Genomic DNA, 25,279 nt, shown 5'->3' with positions numbered 1-25,279 from the left:
AAAGCCCCGCGACGATCTCGCTGGGAGTTAAGCCTGGCGAGACAAAGCCAAACCTTTGCTTCGTCTCCGGATCATCTACACCTAGGCCCTCTATCCAGCTAATTCCGGCTGCAGCCATGGCAAAGTCGGCAGAGTTGGCCAAAATCATGGCCCGCACACAGTCTTGATACTTAAGTGTGTTACTCTTATCTTGAGTAAACAGCCATTGCAGAACTCGATTGACAACTCTGACCAAGAGGTCAGGAGGAAATTTAGCAATCTCTTCTGCCTTCTTAGGGCTGGCCAGGGCTTTCAGGAAGATTTGATCGAGAACCTTTCTTAACTGGCTTCTTCCATCTGGCTCTTCCTGCATCAAGGATGTAAGGTACCCTTGAACTACCGTTTTCCAGAAATCTTTCACATCTGTCATGTCCACCAGGACAAATTCCACGCCCCTTTCAAAGCAGCGCTGTCTCAATACCCTGAGCAGGTGGGTCTTCCCAGTACCGCCGCTGCCGACAACAGGGATCCCCAGCGGAGACTCGCTTTGGGGGGATTGGATCAACTTCTCCAGCCGCTCAAATAGCCGCTCTCTAGCTTCTCGATGAAGATCGGGAACGTCAAACTCTGGTGGCTGCCAGATTTTCTTCAGGTGAACCGTCCAATCAAAATCAACTTCCCTGAGAGCCTCAAGGGCCTTTTGTTGTTCTTCTGCACTCTGCATGCTTAACTCCTAATTCGCAGAAAGTATCTTTTGGCGCCGGAGAGGGTAATGGCTGCTGCCTCGATTGCGGGAGTGATAGATAAGGGATCGTCAATAGGCATCAATACAATCTTGGTCTGGCGATCTAAAGCCACAAGAGCCTGATCCAATTGCTGGCGTGGCACCTGGGGAAATCTTTGGCGCAGATCTGATAGGTAAACCCGGGAGTGGCGTCCTCCCATCTCCTCACAAGTTTGAAAGACCTTCTCGAGGAAGGCGGGATCGACTTTCGCTTGGCCAAAATCGGAAGGAGGTTGGCCAGAGCCGGCTGGCTTGAGGACATGGGCCAAGGGAACGCTCTCCCGCTGCACGTAGTCCACCAAAATTTCCAAGACCTTTTGCAAAACAACTGCTGCCTCCGGTGACTTGGAACGGGCAATGGCTGTTGGAGGTGTGGTGGAGGCCCAGTCCCAGGCCTTGTCAGTTAGTGCAAGCCGAGCTACTTTCCTTCCCTTTTCAACTGTGGTCTTGTATTCAATGAGGCCCCTTTCCTCCAGCAGCTTGAGCTCCTTGGCGCTGTGCTTTGGCTTCAGCTGGGACTTGGCCGGTTCTTCCCCCGTTAGCAGAAGCTTCCAGAGCAAAATTTCGCTCTTGGGCAACAAAGAGGTCATCTTCTCACTCTCCAACTCGCCTCAAAGCCGGCTCCGTTGCTGTTGAATTACCTTGCGGATCATCTCCACCGCCCGCTCGCAGTCGCTCATTACCAGGTCGTTGGGGATCCGCAACACCAAGTAGCCGGAAATCAGCAGTTGGTAGTCCCGCAGGCGATCCTGGTAGTAGCGGTCTCGGCTGCAGTGCTCTGGCCCGTCCACTTCCACCACCACCTTGCCCTCCCGCCAAAGGAGATCTGCTCGAAAGGATTGCCCAGTTACACTTTGTAACACTTGGTTAAACTCTAGCAGATCCTTGAGCTGCGGGTCCGCTGCCACCCGCTCGGCTAGCTTCTTCTCTGCTAGGCTAAAGGGGTGAGGGGATCCCTTGCAACCCACCACCACCTGCACCGAGCTGTCGAACTCCTCCCGCCTCTCCGGGAGCGGCAACTGGAGGGCGCCGTAGCTCACGGAAGCCAATTCAGGGTGAGCGGCCAAAGCACTCGGCACCACCAGCACCAGCCGTGCTTGACTGTGGTCGGCCAACCAGGTAGCGGCCTTGGCCAAGCCGAGGAGGTAGCTGGGCGCCGGCTCTGGTTCATCGGTTGCTAAAGCCAAGGTTAGCTCGCGAGGGGCAATGGCCTTGGCCAGTTGCTGCACCTGGATTGCCCGCTGGATCCCTGGCACCACAGGCAGGCGTTGCTGCTGGCACAAGTGCATTGCTGCCCTGAGCCAGGTACTGGAAATGGCGGGATCCCGTTTTGCAGACAGCTCTCGGGCGCGGAGACGATTGAGAACCTGGGCCTCTGCCGTTCTGCCCGGCTCAAACTTTTCTCCATGCCAATAGGGCCAGAGGGATAAAGCTACCTCCGCCAGCACCTGCAGACACTCGTCAAGGATGACATCCTGGGCCGGAATTCGGTGCCAAAGCTTGGAGACAAAGACCGTCTCCCGAGTTTCAGCCTCTTCCGCCAAAATTGCCAGCGCCTCCTCCACGCACGGCGCCAGCAACAGCTTTACCTCCCCCTCTTTGCCCAGGTCTGGCCACGAAAGAACGGCCACCTCGCCCTTCCCCCCTGCCTTTCTAACTAACTAAAAATCCTGGCTTGGGATGGGTCGGGGGAGCAAGAGCATCGAAAGCTGGGTCGGCAGGGATTCGAACCCTGGGCCAATCGGTTAAAAGCCGAGTGCTCTACCGCTGAGCTACCGACCCAAGTTTGCAGCTCTGACAGAATAGCACAACTTCTGTCATATTAGCAGAAGCTCTAGCCAGATCCCCAAGGATTTTGCTATTCTAGGTTTAGCCAAACCCTGGGGCTGTAACGGTTTCGACGGGGTGGCGAACAAGGGTTCATGATGCAGGTCGGGCTTGAGCTTATCCCGTTACCACTAGGCTCAACAAAGTAGGTGCGAACAACGTCGTACCTTTTGCTCGTAAAGCAGCTGCTCTGGCTGCCTAAGGCTCAGTAGAGAATTACCCTGAGCTCGAGGATCCTCCCACGACCCCGTTAAGTGGGCGGATCACAACCCCAACGGGTGCAGCTCTCTTCTCCCGCTCCGTCGAGGGAGAGCCTAAGCTGAGGCGGAGAACTCCCGTCGCCGGGATCTAAACGGCGATCCCCGCCTCGAGGGTCAGAGAGGCTAAGCCTGTGAAGGAGTGAGCCCCCAGTACCCATCTCGGACACGGGTTCGACTCCCGTCAGCTCCATCTTCAGGCCAGCCCTACTTGCCCAGGTCCAGCCAATTCTCGTCCAAGAGGGCAGCAGAGCCTTCGAGCCCCTCTGGAGGTGGGTTCAACCTCAACCGGCTTGGCGGGCAGAAGAGCTGCTATTGCTGTGCCCTACAATCAAGGGCAGTGGGTTGGAGAAAAGAGGGCCATGCGGCTCATCGATGAACGGGGGCGTCTCTTGGGAAAGGTCAGCCTCCTGGATCTGGGGGCGCTGGCAATTGTGGTGGCGGCGATCGTAGCTGTCCTGTTTTTCCCAGGGCGGCAGGCGGGCAGCGTCGTCCAGGTAGGGGGTGGCCCCACGCTGCCAGTGGAAGTGGATATGATCGTGCGGGGGGTCAGCAGCCGATCCCTGGAACCCTTTCAAGTGGGTCAGAAGGCCGACTTGATCATACGCAACCAACCCTACGGCCAGGTGGAGGTGGTGCGGATAGAAAATGTCAGCCGCACCGTGCCAGTAGTTTTTCCGGATGGACGGGTTGAAAACTTGCCTGACCCTGAGCCCTATCGTTTTGATCTGGTGTTTACCTTGCGGGGACGGGGCCAGAAGACGGAAAATGGCATTGTCCTGGGCAACAACCGCGTCAAAGTTGGCGTTCCCCTGGAGGTGGAGACTTTTAGCTACAACTTGCGCGGCACCGTGATGGAGGTGCGGCTGCTGCAATCGTAGAGAACCCCCACCCTAATGCAGCTACAGGAGATTGCCCAAAGATTGGGATGCACCTACGAAGGGGATCCCACCCTGGAGATCCACGGCGTGGCCAGCCTGGCAGAAGCTCGCCCAGGCGAGCTGAGCTTCCTCAGCGAGGTCCGCTACCTGCCTCTCCTAGAGCAAACCCAAGCCAGCGCCGTCATCGTAGGCGAATCTGTAGTTTTGCCCCGCCCCATCCCCTGCCTGCGGGGCAGGGATCCGCGCTTGCTCTTTGCCCAGGCCATCGAGCTGTTTTACCAACCCTACCGCCTGCCCGTCGGGATCCATCCCACAGCCGTGATCGATCCCAGTGTGGAGTTGGGGGAGGGGGTAGCCATTGGGCCGCATGTGGTGGTGATGGAAGGGGTGAAAATTGGCAACTACACCCAGATCCACCCCAACGTAACCATCTACCCCCACGTGCGGATTGGATCCCGGTGTCAGCTTTTGGCTAACTGCGTTATCCACGAACGCACGGAGATTGGCGACGATTGCCTCATCCACAGCGGCGCCGTGATTGGCGACGACGGCTTTGGCCACATTCCTCTCCCTGATGGATCCTGGCGGCGCATGCCGCAGGCGGGCCGGGTGGTGCTGGAAGACGGCGTAGAAGTGGGCAGCAACACCACCATTGATCGGGCTACCGTTGGCGAGACGCGCATTGGCCGCGGCACCAAGATCGACAACCTGGTGCAGATTGGCCACGGTGTGCGCACGGGGTCCCACTGCTTGATCGTCGCCCAGGTGGGCATTGCCGGCAGTACCCAATTGGGCCACCACGTCATCTTGGGCGGGCAATGTGGCTTGGCGGGGCATCTGCACATTGGCGATGGCGTGCGTGTGGCCGCCCAGACAGGGGTGACCAGCGACATTCCTCCTGGCCAAACAGTAGCCGGCTACCCCCACCAACCCATTGCCGAATGGCGTAGGAGCATGGCAGTCCAACGGCATCTGCCCGAGCTGCAGCGGGCCCTGCGCAAGCTGGAAGCGCGGGTAGCCAAGTTAGAGCAAAACAGTGGGAGATAGGGGATCAAGGGTTAGCCTGCTGATAGCCAATTCGCTTGCTTGCCCCCAACGCCTAGCCCAAGAAAACACTCCCCTCACCCGCCGGCAACTGGCGGAGCTCATGCCCTCAGCCCAGGGGCTGCTCAGCGATGAACCCGAAATGGAACACTCCCTCCACGCCCTGCAGCTTTTGATCCTGCTGAGCTACCTCAATTGTCTCTGGCAAGACCGCAACGACTACTTCCTCGCCTGGAACCTCATCGTTGACTACAGCCGAGAGCAACTCAAAAGCAAAGACTTCCGCGGCCCGGATCTGTTTTTGGTCAAAGGGGTAGAAAACCGCCCTCGCCCCTCTTGGGTGGTGTGGGAAGAAGGGGGCAAGTACCCGGATTTGATCGTCGAGCTGCTTTCGGAATCAACAGCCAAGGTGGATCGGGGTGAGAAGCGGGAGCTTTACGAAAGGGTTTTTAGGACGCCGGAGTACTTTTACTTTTCTCCCGAAACGCAGGAGTTTACGGGCTTGCAACTGAGGGGGGAACGGCATGAGGAGATTGAGCCACCGGAGCAGAGGTGGCGCTGGAGGGAAGTGTTGGGGCTGCGCCTAGGCATTCCTAACCAGCAACTGCGGTACTTTTTCCCCAGTGGGGAGCTGATGCCCACACCAGAAGAAGCTGAGAAGATCGAATGGCAGTGGGCTGAGCAGGAACGGCAACGGGCGGAGCGCCTGGCCCAAAAGTTGCGAGAACTGGGAGTGGATCCCGATACTTTGTAAAGAAAACTGGCCAGCCCAAAATACCTATCGGAGAACTGGCAATGACCAACCCCAAACCGATTATTGAGGTGCCGGATCCGGTTAATCTACCCGACTGGCCCCCTACCCAAGACGAGCTCCCCTACGACGACGGCGTACCTATGGAAAGCTGGCGACACAAGTGCCAGATGGACTTGCTCATCTCCGTCACCCAAACCTGGCTGCAACAGCGCCCTGATGGCTTTGTCAGCGGCAACATGTTCCTCTACTACAGCTTGGAGCAGACCCGCAGCCGCAATTTCCGAGGGCCTGATTATTTTGTGGTGCTGGGAGTGCCCAAGGGCGAGCGCAAAAGCTGGGTGATCTGGGAGCAGGGCAAAGGGCCAGACGTGGTGATTGAGCTTCTTTCTCCCAGCACTGCCCAGGATGATAAGACAAGCAAAAAGCAGCTTTACGAGCAAATTATCCGGGTGCCGGAGTACTTTTGGTTTGACCCGTTTGAGCCAGAGGACTGGGCGGGGTTTCGGCTGAGGGGCGACCACTATGAGCCGATTGAAGTCGATGCAGAAGGTCGCCTGCCGAGCGCAGTTCTGGGACTATACCTGGTGAAATGGGAAGGCAGGTTTCGGGACATCGAAACCACATGGATTCGCTGGGCCACGCCTGCTGGAGAGCTGGTGCCCACCGAGGCCGAACTGGAGCGGCAAAGGGCTGAACAAGAACGGCAACGAGCCGAGCAGGCCGAACAGCGGGCGGAGCGCCTGGCCCAAAAGCTGCGAGAACTGGGGGTGGATCTCGATGTAGTGATGGACAAGTAAGTTAGAGGAGCAGTTTAGAGTCTGCCTTACCAGGCTGGTCGTTGGTTGGCTAAATAAACTGCTCCTACCGAAGAGGCTCTATCAATGGATTATGAAGGATGTTCTTCTTGTTTAAGTAGCAAAGCGTTCCTCGATGTGCGTCAAATATATTTCCCCTACAGAGAACATGGGTGGTACTCAGAATTTGATCGATTATTCGCCTATCTTCCTCTGAATGAAACTCTAAGTATATTATCTTAACGTCAGCTAACATCTCAAAGAGATCCTTCAGTATTTGGGTCTCACAGCCTTCCGTGTCTATCTTGAGGATATCAATTTTTGCAATGCCAATGCTCTTTAAAAATGAGCTCGCCTTTACAAAACGGACAATTCTTGGGAAAGCAGTGTCTCGATTTTTGTATACAGAGCTATGGGAAGGTGTTATGAGACTACTGTAAAAAACTTTGTCAATGTCATCGCTGTATAAGCCGAATGGGTACAAATCGCAGTTCCCTATTGTGACACTGTTTAGCTTTAACAAGTGGAAGGCCAATGAATCAGGCTCAAAACAAAGAATCTTGGCATTTGGGTACAATACTCGAAAGTAAGTGCTGGCAATACCAATGTTTGCTCCTACGTCAACTATTAGTGATACATCATCGACAAAGTCTAGAAACGGGTAAGATTGCTTTCTAAATATTTCATCAAAAGTATATCTTGTTGAGTCTTCTCCTTCCTTATAAAAGCGTATCTCAACTCGACAGGAGGAGCCGTCTGCTCTAGACAAACTATAATAAATTGTTTCAATGTTTGCCAATCTCGTTGCGTTGGAAAATACTATCTGATTCTGGTCTCCAAGGACAAAAGCAAACTTAGAGTAAGGTAAAAGTTGAGAAATAAGGTCGTTGCTGGAATTGACAATTAAAACATCCCAAATACCACCGTTCGAATAGTTATGTCCCTCCTTAAAAACATCCACTCTGGATGTGACTCTATCTGTCTTCGGAAGCTCAGACACTGGGAAGCCAGCCTCAGCGTAGACTTCTAGCCTAGGCAGATCTAGGAGATCCGAGACAATTGCTACTGGACACTCCTTACTAACCAGTATCTTAAGTCTCTCTTCTACCCGGTGTAGCTCCTGAACAGATTCATAGATAGCTAGCCGTGTATCCATAAGATCGTTATTAGAAGTGCTAATGAAGAATCGAGGATCGGAGTTGCCCGCGTAAAATTCAGGCAGTTCTCCCTTAAACACCCAGTTCATCAGGTCAGCTACCCGATACCTTGGGTGCCAGCCTGTAAAGAACTTCTCGTAGGCTCTTCTCGCGATTTCTGTCGCTAACTCTGGGTTCTCCAAGTAAAACTTGACTTTTTCTACTAGCTCAGACTCGGAGTCATAGACATCACAGTACAAGCCTGGAGTAAGATACTCATCAAAACCAGAAGCAAACGATAAGCGATCTGTCAACAGAAATCCTCCTGCGGATATAATCTCGAGGTTTCTTAGGTTAAAGTCTCCGTTTAAGCTACAGTTAAATGAAACTAAGGAGTGAGCAAACAAGCGAGCACCTTCCTCCCTAGTTCCAGACTTTGCTACTAGAGGCAAGCCGGCCTCCTTTAGAGTGTTGAGCAGCCGAACTCGCCTTGGATGAAAACTACCCGCATGTCCTAAAAAAGCAACTTTATCTTCTCTGGTCTCCACCCATTCATGAGTAACCGTGTGCATGTGTATGAGTGGCAGCCACGCTGTATTGCTAAACCCTGCTGCTGCAAACCAGTGCAAGTGATGACGGTTGATAGGAGTAACGATGTAGTCAAAGTCTTCAGTTGCACAGTAAGCTAAGAGATAGCTAATTGGAAAACGCTCCTGATGAGTGGTTCCTGCAAGTAAAACAGTCGGGCACTTAAGCTTTTTAGTATTGATAGGGATGCTTGGCTCACAACTAGATGCTCGAACGATTAGTAAGTCAAATCTTTTATTCTCAATTTGAGATGATTTTTGTATAAAGTCGTAAATGTCATACTCTTCCTCTGGACATTTAATGAGATCTTGACAGACGCTAGAGGATTCTACAAAACCTTTAGCTCCTCCTCTCGGGCACAAGGTCACTTGTTGACTGGAAAAAACTGGAGGAGGTACATAGTCTGGTGAAATTGGCCAACTCAGTAGAACACGAGGCTGCAGAGCTGTATTTTCAGAGTTTTCCATAGCTCACTCTCCTATTTTAGTCATTAGCTCCGTCTGGAATGTAGCTTCTACTCAGGTAGCACAGACAGCCCTGGCTACCCTGAGACATGATCCCCCGCCAGATTATGTGAGAAGGATCCCGCAGCCGGTCAATCTGCTTGCGGTCTTGCTCCGAGCCAAACTCCACATAGATGACCTTGATGTCCTTGAGCCACAGCTCCAAGCTAGTCAACATCTCCACCTCTTGTCCATCTGTTGCTACCCTCAGTACAGCGATACGCTCCAGATCCAGCTTCTGTAGGGCTGTCTTGGCTTCGCGGAAAGGAAGTCCCCTCTGTTTTCTAGCTCGTCTAGGCATCCTCTGACCAAAGACAGGAAGAGGAAGTCTTATCTTTATTGTGCCCTCTCAGGCCGGTTAGGGTCTCGGTACCTCCAACCCTCGCCCTCTTCCCTGCTCAGATAGCTCTGCTGGTCTCTATAGATTAGCCACAGAAGTCAGGCCAAGTGAGAAAGGATCCCTTGACCCTCAACCTAGGATCAGCCATGGGTAGCTCTGCTATTTCAAATAGCAATAAAACATCTCCCTAAATCGTTATTGCTACGCAACGCTGTCGCAAACGGGCTGGCGGCGTCGAGCCCTTGGATCGGCAGCAAAGGTGTCTCAATCTCGTTTGAAACGACCATAAAGTGGTGAGATGAGCTATTTTGGGCCTCAAACTTTCCAAACCTGACTAAGTGAGAAATTAGACACATCCTGACAACCCTTTTTGCAGTGGTCACTACTTCCACCAGGAAGAACCCCCGTTCCTGCGCCGGCTTTGCGCGGTAGGGTTTGAGCTTGTGTTTGCACCTCACAGATCTCCAGAAACGCTGCTTAGGATGGCAATCCAGAGAGCATCATTTGCCAGCCGAGAACCCTCTGATGACTTGCCAAGATACCAAAAAAAGCTCCCCAGTCACAGGGAGCAAAATAGTCACTTAGCCTTGACTTAGGGTTACTGGGATTGTTGCTACGAGAAAGGCGTACCAGTTGAATCTGTCAGATCGTACTCTTCATTGGTGCCCGTATTGAACGGATCCAGCTGCAGCCCGCCTTGTGTTATTGTCACCCCTGAATCTTCGTCAGAGAAAACATTACAAGACTTTCCGACATAGTATTCATTGGTAGCTACCAGCTTCTCACCCCGCCCAAGGCCGATCTCACAGAGGATGGGGTAGCCACCAGCGTTCACATAGGCAGGGTTAACCCTTGTATTACCAAGAACCGCAATGATTAAGCCGCGCTGAGCGGGGTCATCCACTGACATAGCAGGAGCGCCGTAGTTGGGAGCAGACCAAGGATCGTTCTGGTACTTATCCTTGGTGGGACCACACCATTGAGAATCGCAGCCACGGCCAATCACTACATATGCCGTAGGATACTGAGTCCAGTCCATCCGATAGGCCTCAGCACCACGAGAAACATCGGTCAGAGCAGCCTGGGCTTCTGCCACGCGAGAGCGACGGATCTGGTTCAGGAACTGGGGAATTGCAATAGCGCTCAAGACGCCTACAATTACAATCACCACTAGCAGCTCAATCAGCGTGAAGCCCTTGGCGCGAGAAAGCAAGAACTGAGAGAGCTTTGCGCGAAGTAAAGAGTGGCGCAGTTTTGCACTCATGATTCGTTACTCCCTTGAGAGTTAGAGGAAGGCTCGCTTGTGCCTTCTGTTGACACTACTAGGCTACCCACCCCCGCTCGAGTTCATAACATCCCCCAGACAAAGTCTTTGTAAACGTTGCCGAGAGTGCCCAGCCTGCCCTTGGCTATGGGCCCTGCAGGCGGAGCTGCCGAGCTCTTCTCGTTGGCCTCTCCCGGATTCTGCCAAGGGGAACTAGGTAGCCACCTTCCTCTCCAAGCAGCTACAGTCTTGCCCACCGGGAAGCCTGCCCCCCACGGTGCGAAGGTTGAGCTGGAAACAGGCTCACGCTACGGGCAATTGACACTCCCCCGACTAAAGTCGGGGGATTCTTACACAGTCCACACGCGGACTCATAAAGGTGCTGTCAAGATGCCCCTACGCAGTTCCCTAGAGCAAAGCGCTAAGGTTCTGCTTACTTTGCTGAGCAACGCCCCCACGCTCTGCACTGGTCGGGTTTTCCACCGTAGTAGGTGCTTGCTAAGGCCTCCGGCCCGCTGGCGCGAAGGGATAGCAACTCAAGTTGCTTACGGGCTTTTCCGCCCCGCACTCAAGTGCGGGGCCACCAAGCTATCCCCGTGTGTGGTCGACTCCCTTGAACCGCCTCAGCTCAGGGCTATGGCATAATGAGGCCAACTTGTCCCAGTGCCTTCCTGAGTCAATGCCACTTCCTGAATCTTTCACCTTAGAAGAGGTTGCTGCTCGAGGGCGAGCTGCCCTTGCCCGCTCCGAAATGGATTTTCAAGACTGGGCTAGAACCTATGCCAATGTTCTTTCCCCTCTGCAGTGGGGACAGGTGCTAACAAAAGTTATCTACCCTGACTTCAGCACTGACTGGAAGAATGCCCCGGGAACACCACAAGAAGCCACAGAAATAGCAATCCGTAAACTTCTGTACATAGAGCCCAGAAAGGTTTATCCTCTTTACAACGCTTTACTGAGAGTGGAAGGCATTTCTTTGCTTAGTCGAGAAAAGCTGATCTCGCTCATGCTCGAGACAGCTCGAGAAATAGCCTTCTTAGCCGGCAAGCAACCCATTCACCACTCGAAGATCGTTTACAATCATTCATTAAAGATAAGAGAGCTCGTCTTTGAGCTAGATCCGTTGCAGAAGTCTAATAATCTACTCTTGCTCTACGACGCCATCAAGAGAGAAGATGAGTTGGCAATCCTCACCTATGCGTCAGCAGTAGCTGAGAGTATAAGCTCTGGGCCAGAAATTGTCGACCTATCGGAAGAAATTGCCTTCCTGGATGTTGCCCGCCATCTCTTGGACGAAGGATACTTGGAGGTCTTCTTTGATCTCCTGGAAGTCTTTGCCCAGAAAATGCCTCAGCCACGGCGTCGCTCGGTTATGGCGGCGCTATCCTTGCTCTCGGAGATTTATCTTCCTGAGAGGGCTGAATCCTATAAAGCACTCTCCACATCAAAAGATTGGCTGTCCGGCTTCGGGATAGAGCTCATTTATAGGCTGATGGAAGAATCGAAAAGTCTGGGGTACTCAGTAGTGGCAGAAAAACTACTTTCACTTGCCTCAGAGGAAGAAGAGAAATCTGCTAACTTCATCTATCTTCTAGAGAACGCAATGGCCTTGTTTGCCAAAGCAGCTCTCACAGACAAGGTAAAGCTTATTATTGACAGATTCCTGAGCTTGTGGCCACTAGAAAGTTTACAAGTTATAAAGGAGAAACTAATTAACCAAGAACCTGTAAACGACAATATTCAGAGTCTTGCTCGCGCTCTTATGTTTTCAGTCTGTTTTTTTATCAACTATGTTAGCGACGATAGAAAGACTATACGAAAGCTAACTCAGATCTCTGCCGACATACTTTATTCTATTCTTCTATCTTACCGAGAAAACTTAGATCTGGATAGCTTCAGTAGCAGACCCCAAAACCTAGCAAATCAGCATCGCAGCCCCTGCCCTCGAAAGCTGAGAGTTGGCTACCTGGGTATATGTTTTATGAGTCACTCTGTAGGCCTAATGTCTCAACAAATACTTGCATCCCACGATACTGAGAATATAGAAGTCTATTACTACTACTTAATGGGCCTAGCGACGGAAGAAATTCTCTCCTCAGATCCTCTTTATCAAAGTTTTCTCCTCCACAAGGCTTATTTCCGTCAGTTTCCCAAAAACACAAGTCTAAAGGAGATTCTGCGAACAATAAGAGACGACAATCTTGACATTCTTGTACATCTTGACTCGCTGACAGATCGAATTAGCAACTATGTTATGGCATATCGTTGTGCTCCTATTCAGTGTAGCTGGCTGGGAGGAGACTCTTCCGGCTTACCAACTCTAGACTATTTCTTTGTTGATCCTTATCTACTCCCGGATGAGGCGAAAGAGGACTACCGGGAGGAGTTAATTCGCTTGCCTGCTTATGCTGCTGTTAGCCAACTTGCCGTAGATCCCCAAGATCATCAAGTATTTTCTCAAACGCTGAACATTACCCCTAAAAATACTCTCCTTTTTACAGCTGCTCATGCATATAAGCGCAATGACCAGTGTGTAGAAGCTCATTTGAGGATCTTACTCAATTCTCCCAATGCCGTACTGGTTGTAAAAGGCAAGGGGGAAGCTCCGTCAATGATTGAGATGTATCGAAAAAGAGCTAAAGAACTGGGAGTCGAGGATCGAATTCGCTTCCTAGCAAGAACAGAATACACAGGCTTACATCGTGGTCAGCTAGGGCTATTTGATTTGATGCTAGACACATTTCCCTACACAGGGGCCACTCATACAATGGAAGCCTTGTATATGGGCTTGCCGGTGCTGACCTTAGTCGGTAGGCACTACTTTGGTCGAATGAGCTACAGCTTACTCAAGAATGTAGGTCTTGATGACTGTATCGCCTGGTCAATTGAAGAGTTTATCGAGCGTGGGATCCAACTAGCCAATAATCCAGAACTCCTGAAAAAAGCTAAGCAAACCATTCGAGATTCCTATGACAGATCGATAATTTGGGACCCAAAGCGCCTAGCCAGAGCCATGGAGAAGGTATACTTTGATCTTGCGTACAAGCATCAGCTAATTGAATCTGTTCCGCCTTTGCAAGAGAATCAAGCTGAGCCTAGGTCTACTCAGCGTATCCGCCTTCACATTGGAGGTAAAGAACCTCACCCCGATTGGAAGATCCTGGATATTCAGGCAAGGGAGCACGTCGACTACGTGGGAAATGCTAAGGATCTCAGTCAATTTGCCGATGGCTCCGTAGAGGCCATCTATGCTTCCCATGTCCTAGAGCACTTTGATTACATTCGAGAACTTCCAATTGTTCTCAAAGAGTGGCATCGAGTTTTGCGTTTTGGCGGCGAGTTGATGATCAGCGTTCCTGATCTGCCTACTCTTTGTCGTCTTTATTTGAGAGAAGGAGTCTCGCCTGAGGAGCGATTTAGAGTTATGCGCATGATGTTTGGCGGACAAACTGATGAATATGACTACCACAAGGTTGGCTTCTCTTGGGAGTACCTGTTTATGTTACTAACTCAAGCAGGTTTCAGGATTATTCGTAAGGTTGATAAATTTGGCTTATTTAATGATTGCAGTGACATGTCTTTTTTAGGCGAGCCCATTAGCCTAAATGTAATTGCGATCAAGTAGAGTAGCCTAGCAAGTTAACCGAGCTTAGGCTTTCTGCAGGTGTGTTTCTCTATGAGCTCAGCAATTATTATCACTGGTGCTGATTCTCATTTTTTTGACCTGGTTAAAGGAACGATTCTTTCTATTCGATATAAGCCGCAAGGTCAATTAATCGATATAGGCTTCTTTAACCTAGGCTGCTCACTTGAAGAAATAAACTGGGTTTTGGAAAACGTAAACTATGTTGTTGAGCCGGACTGGGAATACACGTTTCCTGGTATTGAGAATGCACCCTTATACTTGCGGGGGCTTCTGGCCCGACCGCACCTTCCTAAGTACTTTCCAGGCTATGAAGTTTATATCTGGCTTGATGCAGATGCCTGGGTTCAAGAATGGTTTGGAATTGACTTACTCATTCAGGGAAGTAAAAAAAGAGGCCTGGCCATCGTACCAGAGATTGATCGAGGAAACAGACTACTTTATGGATCAAAAGAACACTTAATCGAACTATCCAAAGCCTATAGGCATTACTTTCCTAACCTAAATGTTGATGATCTGCACACTTATCCTCTTCTCAACGCAGGTGTTTTTGCACTACTTTATAGTGCTCCGCATTGGAACTTCTGGGATCTTCGCCTTGCTCAAGCCTTAGCCAAAAGACCTTCGGTTCTAACTGACCAGCTTGCCTTAAACGTTGCCGTCTACCTAGACGGTTTATTGGAGGAAACAGAACTTCTGCCAGCTTACTGCAATTGGACCTGCCACTATGGCTTACCGAGGTGGGATCCAAAGCGCAGTTTATTTGTTGAGCCTTACCTACCCTACACCCCTATTTCCATCTTACACCTAACTAGCAGCAGCAAAAAACAGGCTAGTCATACACTACTCACCACGGAAGACGAGAGAATTGACCTAAGCCTTAGGTTTCAACAGAGTAAAGCTTGTTTGAGGTGCAACTCTGGGCAAACTAGCCCTCTTGAAGAACATCTGGATACTGCTACTTCAGAAATTTACCTTAGCCAACTTAACCTGGTTCTCTTCCCAAACTGGGATCCCAGTTTCCAGGAAGCAACTATTTCCAGTCTGGAGCTCTTACTGGAGTTTATTCTGCTTAGCCCAAGCCCTCAGGATTATGCCCTGATTGTATCCGCAGAGCCAGACTATGGAATGGCAGACTCAGTCCTGGCAACAGCAGCAACTAACGTTGCCCTCAAACTAATCGAGTCAGGTTACGAGTTAAAGGGAGAGCCGTCTATTTCTCTGGTCAAAGCTCTCAATTCGGAGCAGTGGAAACGGCTGCTGGCCCAGGTCAACTATCACTATCCTCTTGCTCATGAGCAGATCCCAGCAGGGATCCAGCCTGTCTTGGATGGACTACCTCGCTTTGAGCTGCCGTCGAGATAGGGATCAAGCTAACCCGAAGAACGCAGGGACTCCATCAACTGCTGGGGCGTCATCTGCTCGTAGGGCTCGAAGGGCTGGTGGATCCAGGGGTTATCGGGCAGGTAGTCCACGTAGTAGTCGGGCTGGTAGACAGAGGCCGCTTTGTACCAGAGTACGCCAGTGCGGATTTCCTCGATGTAAAAGCCGTAGTGGTGCTTAAGCCAGTGGACGGAGCGCTTCAGGGTCATGCCGGAGTCGGCCAGGTCGTCCACCAGCAACACATGGCTGCCCAGGTTGGCAGTGGTCATGGCCAGATCCCGCGAAAAGGTCAGTTGTCCCCGTTGGCGATTGCCAGGGCCGGAGTAGGAAGAAGCGGCGAGAATGGCTAGGGGGAGGTCGAAGAGACGGGCCAGGGTATCGCCGATGCGCAGCCCCCCTTTGGCGATGCAGACAATTTGGTTAAACTCCCAGCCGCTTTCGTAAACTTTGACGGCCAGCTCTTCGATTTTGCGGTGGTAGTCGGCCCAGGTAATAGAAATCTCGTGCAAGGGATCCCTCTCCCGCAGTCTGGATTGCTCAATTCTAACTATATTGATTCTTTTCCCATCGACCGGCCTGACGATGGCAACCTGAGGGTCTAGCTTTCTTTCAGCGGGATCACCTTCACCCAATGGGCGTAGGCGGGATCCCGATTTTCGGTGATGGCCGTCAGCTTCTGCCGCAACTGCTCGGTGATGGGGCGGGAGGGGGGCAAGACGTATTGCTCGATCTGGCGAATAGGGGTGATCTTGGCGGCAGTGCCGGTGAGGAAGGCTTCCTCGGCAATCAACAGCTCCGACTTATCGACCGGCCGCTCTTGGGTGGGGATCCCCAGGTCGCGGGCCAGGGTGAGAACGCTGTCGCGGGTGATTCCTTCCAGGATGTCTTGGTCAAAGCTGGGGGTAATCAGCACGCCGTTGCGCACGATGAAGATGTTCATGCCCGAGGCTTCGCTTACCTTGCCTTGGGAGTTCATCAAAATGGCCTCATCATAGCCGGACTGCACTGCCTCAGTTTTGGCCAGAGAAGAGGTGATGTAGGCGCCGGTGATCTTGCCCCGCAACGGCAGGCTGCGATCCTCTTGGCGGGCCCAAGAGCTGATGCGGCAGGTGACTCCCTCTGGTGAGAGGTAGTCTCCTAACTCCAACCCGTACACGAAAAAGTCTTTCTCGATGTTGTGCAACCGCGGCGAGATGCCCAGGTCGGAGGTGTAGATCAGGGGGCGGATGTAGAAAGAGGTGGAGGGGCGATTTTTGCGGATCAGCTCCACGATCACCTGCTCGATCTTTTCGGCGGGCAGATCGAAGCAGAGCAGGCGAGCACTCTGGCTCAGCCGTCGGCAGTGGCGATCGAGACGAAACACCAGCACCTGATCCGGATTTTGCGGGTCGGGGATCCCGCGTAGACCGCCAAAGGCTGCCGTCCCGTAGTGCAGAGCATGGGTGGCAATGGAGATCTTCGCCTCGGCAAAGGGGACGATCTGGCCCTGAAAGTAGGCGTAGGGCAGAAAATCCGGCATGGTCGGCACCTACTGCGGTGGGAAAAGATGTAAGAGTAGGAATATTATCACCGATGGAGGCAGCACCGGCAGCTCCAACGTTGGCAGTACTCGGAAAGATATGCGCACTGCAGTGTTTTTTAGCCAGTCAAGTTCTGAGAGGGCTGTGGAGGCAAACAGCTTCTAACTTACGAGGGGCCGACGAACTACACCCCATGACGCAAGGAGTCCACTCCCTTTGCGAAAGCAACAGTGCTCCTTTTGGCAAGGCTTCTTTCACCCCAAGGTTGGTAGGGTAAGAATGTGGTTACTCAAACAGTTGGAAATGAAGCTTCCAAAACTTGCTGTTGCTTCCTTGCTTGTGCTGGGCGTTTTGCTCCTCAGCAGCCCGATGTTATCGGTAGGCAAGAGCACAGAGGTAGCTTTTGCTCAATCTCCTGCTCCAGCCGTCCGCATTGAAGAAGCGATTCAGGTGGCTCGATCTGCTGTTCCCGATGCTGTGATCAAAGAAGTTGAGTTGGAGCGCGAAGATGGCCGCTTAGTTTGGGAAGTAAAATTCACCAACGATATTGAGGTCAAGATCGACGCCACTACCGGCGATGTTGTCGATATCGATGACTAGTCCTCAAGGGGGCACAAGCTGGGGTAAGCGTTGCCGGAAAAAGCGGTAGTTGCCACTGCTTGATGAATGCTTGATGAAACAGTAGCAATCTTGAGAACTGCAAAAGCTGGGGATCCTGTTTATTTGGGCAGGGGGAAGGTGTTCGCATAATAGACACCCGCTGGCTGAGGCCAGTTTAACTGCTGGCCAGGGGCAGGTGGTCGAGTCAGTCTGGGCTAAAATGCTGTCTATCCGTCTTGCTGCTCCCCCTGATGGACGACCCCCCTTTAGTCTCAGCGGCTACTTTCCCCAACACTGAGCTTTCGTGGGGAGATGCGTCTCTTAGTCTCTTTTGGGTCATCGCTCTTCTGGTCATCAACGCTTTTTTTGTGGCGGTGGAGTTTTCCTTGGTGTCGGCGCGGCGCTCCCGCATGGTGCAGTTGGCCAGCGAAGGGAACCGCCAGGCGGCAATTGTGCAAAAGGCCCAGGAACAGTTGGAGTATGCCCTCTCCACCACCCAGTTGGGCATTACCCTGGCCAGCGTGCTGCTGGGCTGGATCGGGGCCACCCAGGTTGCGCCGACACTGTTTTTGGCCTTGAGGCAGTTGGCCTGGTTGCGGAACGTGGATCCCGCCGTTGTTCAGGGGGTGGCAGTGGTGGTGGTGTTTTCGCTGCTCACCTATTTCCAAATTGTGGTGGGGGAGCTGATCCCCAAGACTCTGGCCATTCTCTACTCGGAGCCGATTGCCCTAAAACTGGCCTGGCTCAACCGCTTGGTGAGCCGCTTTTTGCACCCTTGCGTGGAGCTGCTCCGGTTCTCCTCCCGCTGCTTGTTGCAGCTTTTTGGCGTCCGCATCCCGGAGGCCACTTCTTTTTACAGCACCATGACGGTGGAGGAGCTGCAACTGTTGATCGCCTCGTCGGTGGAGTCGGGCAACATCGAGGCGGAGGAACGGGAGCTGTTGAGCAATATCTTCGAGTTTGGCGAGACGGTGGCCAGCGAGGTGATGATCCCGCGCACCAGCATCGACGCGGTGCCGGAAACCGCTACGGTGCAAGAGGTGCTGGCCGAGGTGGCCGAATCGGGGCATTCCCGTTACCCGGTCTACGGCGAGTCTTTGGATGACATCCGCGGCCTGATTCATGTCAAGGAGCTGATCGGCGAGCTGGCCAAGGGATCCCTGGATTTGCACAGCCCCATCACCCCTTTCATTCGCGAGGCCCACTTTGAGCCGGAGAACAAGCTGATTGCCGAACTGTTGCCGGAGATGCGGCAGCACCACTGGCCAATGGTGGTGGTGGTGGACGAGTTCGGCGGCACGGCGGGCTTGATCACCATTCAAGACCTGGTGGAGGAGATTGTCGGCAAGCTCTCCGATGGCCCAGATCCCAAGGCGAAGGAGCCGGATATTCAGGAGCTGGACGAAAACACTCTCCTCATCCAGGCCCAGTTGGATATTGAAGAGGTCAACGAGCGCTGCCACCTCAACTTGCCCCTCCACGAGGACTACCAGACGCTGGGGGGCTTTTTGATCTACCACCTGCAGAAGATCCCGCGCGTGGGGGAAAAGTTCACCTACCAAGACATGGAGTTCCAGGTGGTGCGCATGGAAGGCCCACGGGTGGATCGGGTGAAGGTCGTTCGCCACCGCCGCAGCTCTCCCAACCCGCTGCCAGTGCTCCCCCCCGCCCAGACGACCAAGCCTGGCTCTTGAGGAGCTAGGTTTTGACGACCTTGAGGGTCTGCAGCCGCACATCTTCGGGGCCGTTGATAAAGCCGCCTGCCTCGTGCACCAACAACAGATAGTCCACCGCTTCCTGGGTTACCTCTTCGCCGGGCACCAAGATAGGGATCCCAGGGGGGTAGGGGGAGATGATCTCGGCACAGATGTGGCCTACGGCTTCCTGAAAGGGGATCCGCTCGATGGGGGCAAAGAAAGCCTGCCGCGGCGAGAGCCGTTGCGGCGGCAGGGGAGGGCGTTTCAACTGGGCCAGGCGCCGCAGTTTCTCGGCCATCGCCAGCGAGGGTTGGGATCCCTGGGCCTGCTTCGACAAAGCGGCGAAGCTCTCCACCAGCCGGTCGATATCCCGCTGGGTGTTGCCGAGGCTCACGATAAAGACCACGTTGTGCAGGGTGGACATCTCCGGCTGCACGTGGAAGTGATCGTTAACCCAGTCGTGGGCGTCGAAGCCAAAAAGGCCCAGCCCCGACACCGTCACCGTCAAGCGGGTGCGATCCAGATCGAAAAAGCCGGGTGTAGAGCCGATGCGCTCCGGGCCAAAGCAAAAGAGCCCTGGAATGCGGTTGAGGCGGGCGCGGGCTTGATCGGCTAAAGCCAGGGCTTGGCCCAGCAAAGCTTCCCCTTCCAGGGCCATCTGCCGCCGCGCCACGTCCAGCGACATCATCAGCACGTAGTTGGGGCTAGTCGATTGCAGCAGTTGCAAGATGTTGCGCACACGGTTGGGATCGATGCGGGATCCCTTGAGGTGGAGCATCGAGGCTTGCGTCATGCCGGAGATCACCTTGTGGGTGGACTGCACCACCAGATCAGCACCAGCTTCCAAGGCGGAGAGGGGCAGTTGCGGGTGAAAGCCAAAGTGGGGCCCGTGGGCCTCGTCCACCAGGAGGGGCAGGCCGTGGCTGTGGGCGATGGCCGCTAAGGTTTCTAGGTCGCAGCAAACCCCGTAGTAGGTGGGGCTGACCACCAACACGCCCTTGGCGTCGGGGTGCTCGGCCAGGGCCTGCTCCAGGCCGGCAGGAGTGATGCCGTGGGCAATGCCCAGCTCTGAGTCAAAATCCGGCTCAACGTAGACAGGCACCGCCCCGGAGAGGATCACGCCGGCAATGGCCGACTTGTGGCAGTTGCGCGGCAGCAGGATCTTGTCCCCTGGGTCGCACACGGCCATCACCAGGGTTTCCACGCCACAGGTGGAGCCATTCACCAGAAACCAACTGCGATCCGCTCCGTAGGCGGCTGCCGCCAGCTCCTGGGCTTCCCGGATCACGCCGTCGGGATCGTGGAGGTTGTCCACCTCCGGCAACTCGGTGAGATCCGCCCGGAAGACGTTTTCTCCCAAAAACTCCCGCAGGTCGGTGGCGATCCCGCGTCCCTGCTTGTGGCCTGGCGTGTGAAAGGGAGCCTTGTCCAAGCTGCAATAGTGGCGGATGGCCTCAAAAAGAGGGGCCCGCTCTTGAGCTTTGCGATCCAGCAGACGCAGACGACGGGACGCCTTCGACAGATGCGACAGAACCATGGGCCACTCCCCAACACACCAGCGTCCAGCCATTATCCACCCTCAGCGGAGCCAAGTCCACCCTCAAGGTCACCCCAGGAAGTGTCTTTGCTGCTAGCCTGGGTTCAGGTTGCCTTTCCCTCCTGCTTGTATGTTTGAGAAGCTGCCCCTCCCCGTGAGCACCCTGGTGTTGTTGGCGGGCGTTGCCGCCACAGCTTGGGGCTTTGCCCAGTACAGCGATCCCACCCTGAACCTCATCGGCCTGTTTACCGGGATCCCCTTGCTGCTGGGGGGGGTGACCATGAAGGTGGTGGAGCTCAAGCCAGTGCCTGCCCTGACGCCCCCCTCGCCAGAAGTGCTCCAAGCCCGTGCTCAGCAGGCCACGGAAATTCAAAAACAAGTCCGCACCGACATCACCAAATATAGCTATGGGGCCAACGCCCACCTGGAAGAGGCCCTGGAGTTCCTCGGCCTGCGCGGCCCTCTGGAAGCAGACCTACCCAAAATCAGAGGCTACAGAGAAGAATTGCGGGATGGCCGCTACACCCTGGTACTTCTCTTCGATTCGCCGGCCGTTCCCTTCCAGCAATGGCAGGAGAGCTACCAGAAAAAAATGCAGGGCTTCTTTGGCCGCGACGTGGAGGTGCAACTGCAGCAACCCCGAGAGCATCAGGTGGAGCTGGCGCTCATCGCCTGTCCCGGATCCCAGGCCACCGGAACAGGGTGAGGGGGCTTGGATCCCTTAGCTTTTTTCACGACTTTTTCACAGTTCTATTCTTAAAATCAACAGCGGCTCACACGGGTGTGTTGAGGACTGAAACACTAGAGGAAGGAGACCTGGGGATCCCCATCGTCGGGATCCCTCTTTTTTAGATGGTAAAAAGTTAGCAGGATCCCAGGAGAATAAAGCTGGCAACAAGTAGCTCCCACGCTCAAAATGCTTTTCAGTCACTCCAGTCAATGCCAAGAGCTCCTACAATTTGCTTAATGAAACGCCCAGAATTCCCCACTATCTATACGGTGGGCATGGATAGCGCCCCCAGATTGACGCTGGGTGTACAGTTTCACTGTTTCTAGGCAAGCACCGCCGCACAAAACAATACACTCAGAATTGTGCCAGAGCTTGGCTTTTCCCCAGTACACCCACTTAGTTGTTCTCCAAATTGCTGCTTTAACACTCGGCTCGATCCTGAGTTGAGGGAAAAACTAGGTTAGAAATGTTGTTATCAAGAGATGAATCAACAAGCAAATAGACATAATTCAGCTCGCCATGAAATTCGGTTAGGAAACTCCAATGAGTAACCAACACCCTCTCCAAGACAGTCTTTATTTAACCCATACTGACTGCCAAGGTGCTCCAGGGCGAGCCTTCCGGATCCCTGAGCTGGCCCTCACCCAAGACTTGGCGCTGGTTCCTCAATCCCGCCAGCGGCAGGCGGCCTTTCGTGTTCACTGGCTACGGAGCACGCAACACTCCCTATCCCTGGCCAAAACCGGTGATCTTTGCGTTGATTCTCAGCTTCTCTCTCCTTCTGGGAGAGAGGCTGAAGGTGTTGGCTCTATGTTCTGCCAGCATCAACTCCTTGGCATTGCAGAGCCCTAGGGGGTCTGTCTCAAACTTGTACAGAGTGGCAATGCTATGAACAGAACTGAGTCTGGGGTGTTGTCTATATGCAACGCTGACGCAACAGAGATGAGGAGATTTCCTTAGCAATCCCCTGCTATTACGTTTCCATGCAAATTTTAGGTTGGAAACGCTCAAATTAGCGTGCAGCAAGGGTTTTAGCTATTGCCACTGCTGAAGAAATAGCCAGAATAAGAGTAGCTATTGACCCAGCAATGGGCAGGATGATGACAGGTAAGTGAACGATGTTTTCCTCTCTTTTGACTCCGCGTGCAGCAGGCCTACTCCTATCCGGGGCGGTATTGGGCATTCATTGCCAGGTGGCTATGGCCGCCCCTTTTCGCGACACTTTTGGTCACTGGGCCCAAACCTACATTGAGGCTCTCTCCGCTCAAAGGGTGTTGAACGGCTTCCCGGATGGCACCTTCCGTCCCAACGAGCCGGTGACCCGTGCTCAGTTTGCCACCCTCGTCACCACTGCCTTTCGCCTCCGCAACACCTCTGGTACCTTCATCGGCTTTCGGGATGTGCCCCCCACCCACTGGGCGGCTAACGCTATCTCCGCGGCGGCAGCCAACAACTTGGTGGCCGGCTTCCCGGACGGCACCTTCCGACCCGAACAGCCCGTTACCCGCACCGAGGCGCTGGTGATCCTGACCAACGCCCTTGGCAACACAAGTGCCATCCCCGTGGCCCAGCCGAGCGAGCTGTTCAGCCGCTACCGTGACGCGGCAGCCATTCCCAACTGGGCCCTGGCGCCAATTGCAGCCGCCAACCGCGCCGGCCTGATCGTGAATTACCCAGATCCCATGCTCTTGGAGCCCAACCGTCCTGCCACCCGTGCTGAGGTGGCTGCTTTTACCCACCAGGCCCTGCTCAGTCGGGGATCCCTGGTGGCCCAGAACCCAGGCAATTGGCTCTCCACCCCTCAGCCCGGCTTTGACCTGCGCCTTTCCACGCTGGCGGCGGGCACTCTGATACAGACCACCACCCCCTTCAACGAGCGCCTCTTCATCGCCCCCAACGAAACTCGCCCTATGTCCTTGATCGTTTGCAACCCAATTCGCAACGGCCAGGGGGACATCCTGGTGCCTTTTGGCTCACGGGTGGATGGCCGCTTTGAGCCGGCGCCGGGCGGCACGCGCTTTGTGGCGGAAAGCATCATCGTCAACAACCAACTGTTCCCCTTGGCCGCTCAATCGGATGTAATCCGCGATGTCAAGGATCCCCGCTACACCACCACAGGCAAGATCATCCAAGATGCGGCCATCGGTGCGGCAGCAGGCGCCGTTCTCGGCTTGGTAACCGGCGATAATGCCATTGCCACAGAAGAAGTGCTGGGGGCAGGGGTGGCCGGAGCGGTGATCGGCAACGTGACAGCGCCGCAGGTGGTGGTGTTGGATCCCAGCCAGGTGATCGAGCTGCGCCTCACCCAGGATCTGGCGCTAGTTCCTCAATCCCGCTAGCAGCGCGGGGGTGTCCGTTGCAACGAGACGCAGGCGATACAACTTCTCACTGTCTTTCCATCGGTGAAGCTGGGCGTTGTCTCGATCCCCAACTCCCCTCTCCCTCCGGGAGAGGGGCTGCTAGGGCGCTATCTTCTCAGCCAATCCAACAGAGTCGTTCCCCCCAGCCACAGGCCCACCAAAATGGAAGTGGTCAGTAGCCCCCCTGCCACACAGATCAGGGATCCCAGGCTGCAGAGGAGCCCATCTTCTTCCAGGAGACCGAAGGCGGTGACGAAGATCCCCATCGCCGGCAGGGTGTTGGTGCCGGGCACGGGAATGATCATGGAAATGCCCATCAAACCAATCCAAGTGCCCAGCCAGACCTGGCCCAGGCGGCTGGTGCAGACTCGTTGCCAACGGGGGCAGGCAACTTTTTCAATGCGCTGCAACCATGGGATCCCGGCCTGCACCCACTTTTGCAATTGCTTCCGTTCAATCGATGTCTGCAGCACCCATGGTGGCAACCAGGGAGTGGTTCGCCCTGCCAGCATTTGCAGGGCCAGCAGTAGGATGACCACGCCAAAGGGAGTGGAATAGCCAGGGGCCGGCAGAGGTAAAGCCGAGGGAAAAGACAGCACTGCCAAAAACAAGCCAAAGCTGCGCTCGCCCGCCAGTTTGAGAATCTCTTCAATGCAGATCGCCACGGGTGGGGATCCCTCAGGCTGCTCTGGGTTGGCGGGAAGGCAGGCAAATCGGGCTAGCTCTTGGGATAGACGAGCCATAGGGGAGTCTGCAAACGGTTTGGGAGCCAACGATAGCCTACTGCAAATTCAAGGTTTGTTGGATATCTTGAGCGAAGGGGTGGTTTTGGAGAGGTAAGATGAGTGGCGAAGCACTGGGCAAGAGGTTGGGCAGCGGTGGCCTTGGAGAAGGTCTAAAGAAGCGCGCCCCGCTCAGCAAAGAAATGGGTAGGTTGGGGGGATCCCTACTGCTGGGATCCCTGTTGGTGGCAGGGCACGGTGTGGCCCTGGCTGAAGCGCAGTTGGAGGTGGGTACCTCCACCACCTTGCCCCCCCAGTCGGCTCCGCCGGTGTTGCCACCCCCACCGGTGGGAGTGCGACAAATTAGAGAGGATACCGATCCTGAGCAAACCGCCGATATGCCCCTTTCCTTGATGGCCGAGCAGGTGCTGGAGGCGGTGTGCGAAGCGCAAATCGATGCCCAACGCGCCCTGGCCCTCATGCCCGATCTGAGCGAATCCCACATCCGCGCCGCCTGTCCCAAGCGGCTGATCCCCAAAAGCTGAAGGAAAACAAAGGCGGCCCCAGACCTTGGCCAGACCTTGGGTTGAAAAGTACAGCCTGTTAAGGAATCAAGGGGTACAGTAGCAACACTTAGCAAACCAACTTCGGAAGCAGGATAGATTGATCAGGAGTAAACAAGTCTGCACTATCTGCTCCACGCTATACTTCCCAACTCTGGAAAACTGCCGAATAAAATGCTTCAACACCGACCCCATCATCTCAATAGGATTCAATTCCGGTGCATACACAGGTAGGTATAGAATTCGCGCTCCTGTCCCCCTAATCAATTCCTCAACCTCCCGACTCCGATGAATATTTAAATTGTCCATAATCACAACCTTCCTCGCATCTAGCTTCGGACATAACTCGCTTCTCAAAAACTCCAAAAAATCC

21 protein-coding genes, 1 tRNA gene and 1 other RNA gene are annotated in these 25,279 nt (G+C 54.1%); 12 read left to right on the top strand and 11 right to left on the bottom strand.

Annotation, left to right across the window (positions count from 1 at the left end):
• Positions 1–705: 705 nt before the first annotated feature.
• The 3 genes from NW845_RS00845 to NW845_RS00835 all read right to left on the bottom strand — a co-directional run bounded on the left by NW845_RS00845 (position 706) and on the right by NW845_RS00835 (position 2,545).
• Positions 706–1,353, bottom strand: a complete 648-nt coding sequence (locus NW845_RS00845; protein ID WP_414362490.1) for a hypothetical protein — start codon at positions 1,351–1,353, stop codon at positions 706–708.
• Between the two features lie 21 nt (positions 1,354–1,374).
• Complete coding sequence (locus NW845_RS00840) at positions 1,375–2,394, bottom strand: endonuclease domain-containing protein (protein WP_414376334.1); 1,020 nt, start codon at positions 2,392–2,394, stop codon at positions 1,375–1,377.
• 79 nt (positions 2,395–2,473) lie between these two features.
• A tRNA-Lys gene (locus tag NW845_RS00835) sits at positions 2,474–2,545 on the bottom strand.
• A 100-nt stretch (positions 2,546–2,645) separates the two neighbouring features.
• Here NW845_RS00835 and ssrA point away from each other — a divergent pair.
• From ssrA to NW845_RS00810, 5 genes are all read left to right on the top strand, one after another.
• Positions 2,646–3,043: a transfer-messenger RNA gene (gene ssrA / locus NW845_RS00830) on the top strand.
• 166 nt (positions 3,044–3,209) lie between these two features.
• Positions 3,210–3,728, top strand: coding sequence for a DUF4330 domain-containing protein (locus tag NW845_RS00825; RefSeq protein ID WP_414362488.1), 519 nt, complete (start codon positions 3,210–3,212; stop codon positions 3,726–3,728).
• 15 nt (positions 3,729–3,743) lie between these two features.
• Positions 3,744–4,775 (top strand): UDP-3-O-(3-hydroxymyristoyl)glucosamine N-acyltransferase, encoded by a 1,032-nt coding sequence (lpxD, locus tag NW845_RS00820; protein WP_414376331.1) that lies wholly within the window; start codon positions 3,744–3,746, stop codon positions 4,773–4,775.
• A gap of 100 nt (positions 4,776–4,875) precedes the next feature.
• Complete coding sequence (locus NW845_RS00815) at positions 4,876–5,526, top strand: Uma2 family endonuclease (protein ID WP_414376329.1); 651 nt, start codon at positions 4,876–4,878, stop codon at positions 5,524–5,526.
• A 41-nt stretch (positions 5,527–5,567) separates the two neighbouring features.
• Positions 5,568–6,323 (top strand): Uma2 family endonuclease, encoded by a 756-nt coding sequence (locus NW845_RS00810; protein WP_414371803.1) that lies wholly within the window; start codon positions 5,568–5,570, stop codon positions 6,321–6,323.
• A gap of 64 nt (positions 6,324–6,387) precedes the next feature.
• Here NW845_RS00810 and NW845_RS00805 read toward each other — a convergent pair whose 3' ends face one another.
• The 3 genes from NW845_RS00805 to NW845_RS00795 form a co-directional block, all read right to left on the bottom strand.
• Positions 6,388–8,511 carry an FkbM family methyltransferase gene (locus NW845_RS00805; RefSeq protein ID WP_414376327.1) on the bottom strand — a complete coding sequence of 708 codons (2,124 nt, stop codon included), beginning with the start codon at positions 8,509–8,511 and terminating at the stop codon, positions 6,388–6,390.
• Between the two features lie 16 nt (positions 8,512–8,527).
• Entirely contained in the window at positions 8,528–8,725 is a 198-nt protein-coding gene (locus tag NW845_RS00800; protein ID WP_414376326.1) for a hypothetical protein, read from the bottom strand.
• A gap of 775 nt (positions 8,726–9,500) precedes the next feature.
• On the bottom strand, positions 9,501–10,151 hold the full coding sequence (locus NW845_RS00795) for a type IV pilin protein (RefSeq protein WP_414376323.1): 651 nt from the start codon (positions 10,149–10,151) through the stop codon (positions 9,501–9,503).
• 679 nt (positions 10,152–10,830) lie between these two features.
• Here NW845_RS00795 and NW845_RS00790 point away from each other — a divergent pair.
• Positions 10,831–13,776 carry a methyltransferase domain-containing protein gene (locus NW845_RS00790; protein WP_414376321.1) on the top strand — a complete coding sequence of 982 codons (2,946 nt, stop codon included), beginning with the start codon at positions 10,831–10,833 and terminating at the stop codon, positions 13,774–13,776.
• 51 nt (positions 13,777–13,827) lie between these two features.
• Positions 13,828–15,159, top strand: a complete 1,332-nt coding sequence (locus NW845_RS00785; RefSeq protein ID WP_414371796.1) for a hypothetical protein — start codon at positions 13,828–13,830, stop codon at positions 15,157–15,159.
• 8 nt (positions 15,160–15,167) lie between these two features.
• Here the strand turns inward: NW845_RS00785 and NW845_RS00780 are convergent, their stop codons facing one another.
• Together NW845_RS00780 and NW845_RS00775 are read right to left on the bottom strand one after the other, a co-directional pair.
• The gene (locus NW845_RS00780) at positions 15,168–15,686 is read right to left on the bottom strand and encodes a phosphoribosyltransferase (RefSeq protein WP_414352298.1); all 519 of its coding nucleotides are present in this window, start codon (positions 15,684–15,686) and stop codon (positions 15,168–15,170) included.
• A gap of 89 nt (positions 15,687–15,775) precedes the next feature.
• A complete protein-coding gene (locus NW845_RS00775; RefSeq protein WP_414376319.1) occupies positions 15,776–16,696 on the bottom strand; it encodes a branched-chain amino acid transaminase in 921 nt (306 codons plus the stop codon).
• 280 nt (positions 16,697–16,976) lie between these two features.
• Between NW845_RS00775 and NW845_RS00770 the strand changes: the two genes are divergently transcribed.
• On the top strand, positions 16,977–17,297 hold the full coding sequence (locus NW845_RS00770; RefSeq protein ID WP_414376316.1) for a PepSY domain-containing protein: 321 nt from the start codon (positions 16,977–16,979) through the stop codon (positions 17,295–17,297).
• Positions 17,298–17,548: 251 nt separating this feature from the next.
• Positions 17,549–18,991 (top strand): hemolysin family protein, encoded by a 1,443-nt coding sequence (locus NW845_RS00765; RefSeq protein ID WP_414335896.1) that lies wholly within the window; start codon positions 17,549–17,551, stop codon positions 18,989–18,991.
• A gap of 4 nt (positions 18,992–18,995) precedes the next feature.
• Here the strand turns inward: NW845_RS00765 and NW845_RS00760 are convergent, their stop codons facing one another.
• Positions 18,996–20,531, bottom strand: a complete 1,536-nt coding sequence (locus NW845_RS00760) for an aminotransferase class I/II-fold pyridoxal phosphate-dependent enzyme (RefSeq protein ID WP_414376313.1) — start codon at positions 20,529–20,531, stop codon at positions 18,996–18,998.
• 154 nt (positions 20,532–20,685) lie between these two features.
• Between NW845_RS00760 and NW845_RS00755 the strand changes: the two genes are divergently transcribed.
• Together NW845_RS00755 and NW845_RS00750 are read left to right on the top strand one after the other, a co-directional pair.
• Positions 20,686–21,237: a DUF2854 domain-containing protein gene (locus NW845_RS00755; protein WP_414376310.1), complete on the top strand. Its 552-nt coding sequence runs from the start codon at positions 20,686–20,688 to the stop codon at positions 21,235–21,237.
• Positions 21,238–22,460: 1,223 nt separating this feature from the next.
• Positions 22,461–23,600 (top strand): S-layer homology domain-containing protein, encoded by a 1,140-nt coding sequence (locus NW845_RS00750; protein ID WP_414376307.1) that lies wholly within the window; start codon positions 22,461–22,463, stop codon positions 23,598–23,600.
• 128 nt (positions 23,601–23,728) lie between these two features.
• Here NW845_RS00750 and NW845_RS00745 read toward each other — a convergent pair whose 3' ends face one another.
• The gene (locus NW845_RS00745) at positions 23,729–24,364 is read right to left on the bottom strand and encodes an exopolysaccharide biosynthesis protein (protein ID WP_414338292.1); all 636 of its coding nucleotides are present in this window, start codon (positions 24,362–24,364) and stop codon (positions 23,729–23,731) included.
• Positions 24,365–24,462: 98 nt separating this feature from the next.
• Here NW845_RS00745 and NW845_RS00740 point away from each other — a divergent pair, with 98 nt between their 5' ends.
• Entirely contained in the window at positions 24,463–24,888 is a 426-nt protein-coding gene (locus NW845_RS00740) for a hypothetical protein (RefSeq protein WP_414366887.1), read from the top strand.
• 66 nt (positions 24,889–24,954) lie between these two features.
• On the opposite strand, the gene NW845_RS00735 is transcribed toward NW845_RS00740, so the two are convergent.
• The coding region (locus tag NW845_RS00735; RefSeq protein ID WP_414376304.1) for a transposase at positions 24,955–25,279 on the bottom strand (325 nt) is incomplete at its 5' end.

This window comes from Synechococcus sp. H60.2, from assembly GCF_047462315.1.
Lineage (GTDB): Bacteria > Cyanobacteriota > Cyanobacteriia > Thermostichales > Thermostichaceae > Thermostichus.
Note: the sequence above shows the minus strand (reverse complement) of the source record. Positions and strands in the feature narration are given on the sequence as shown.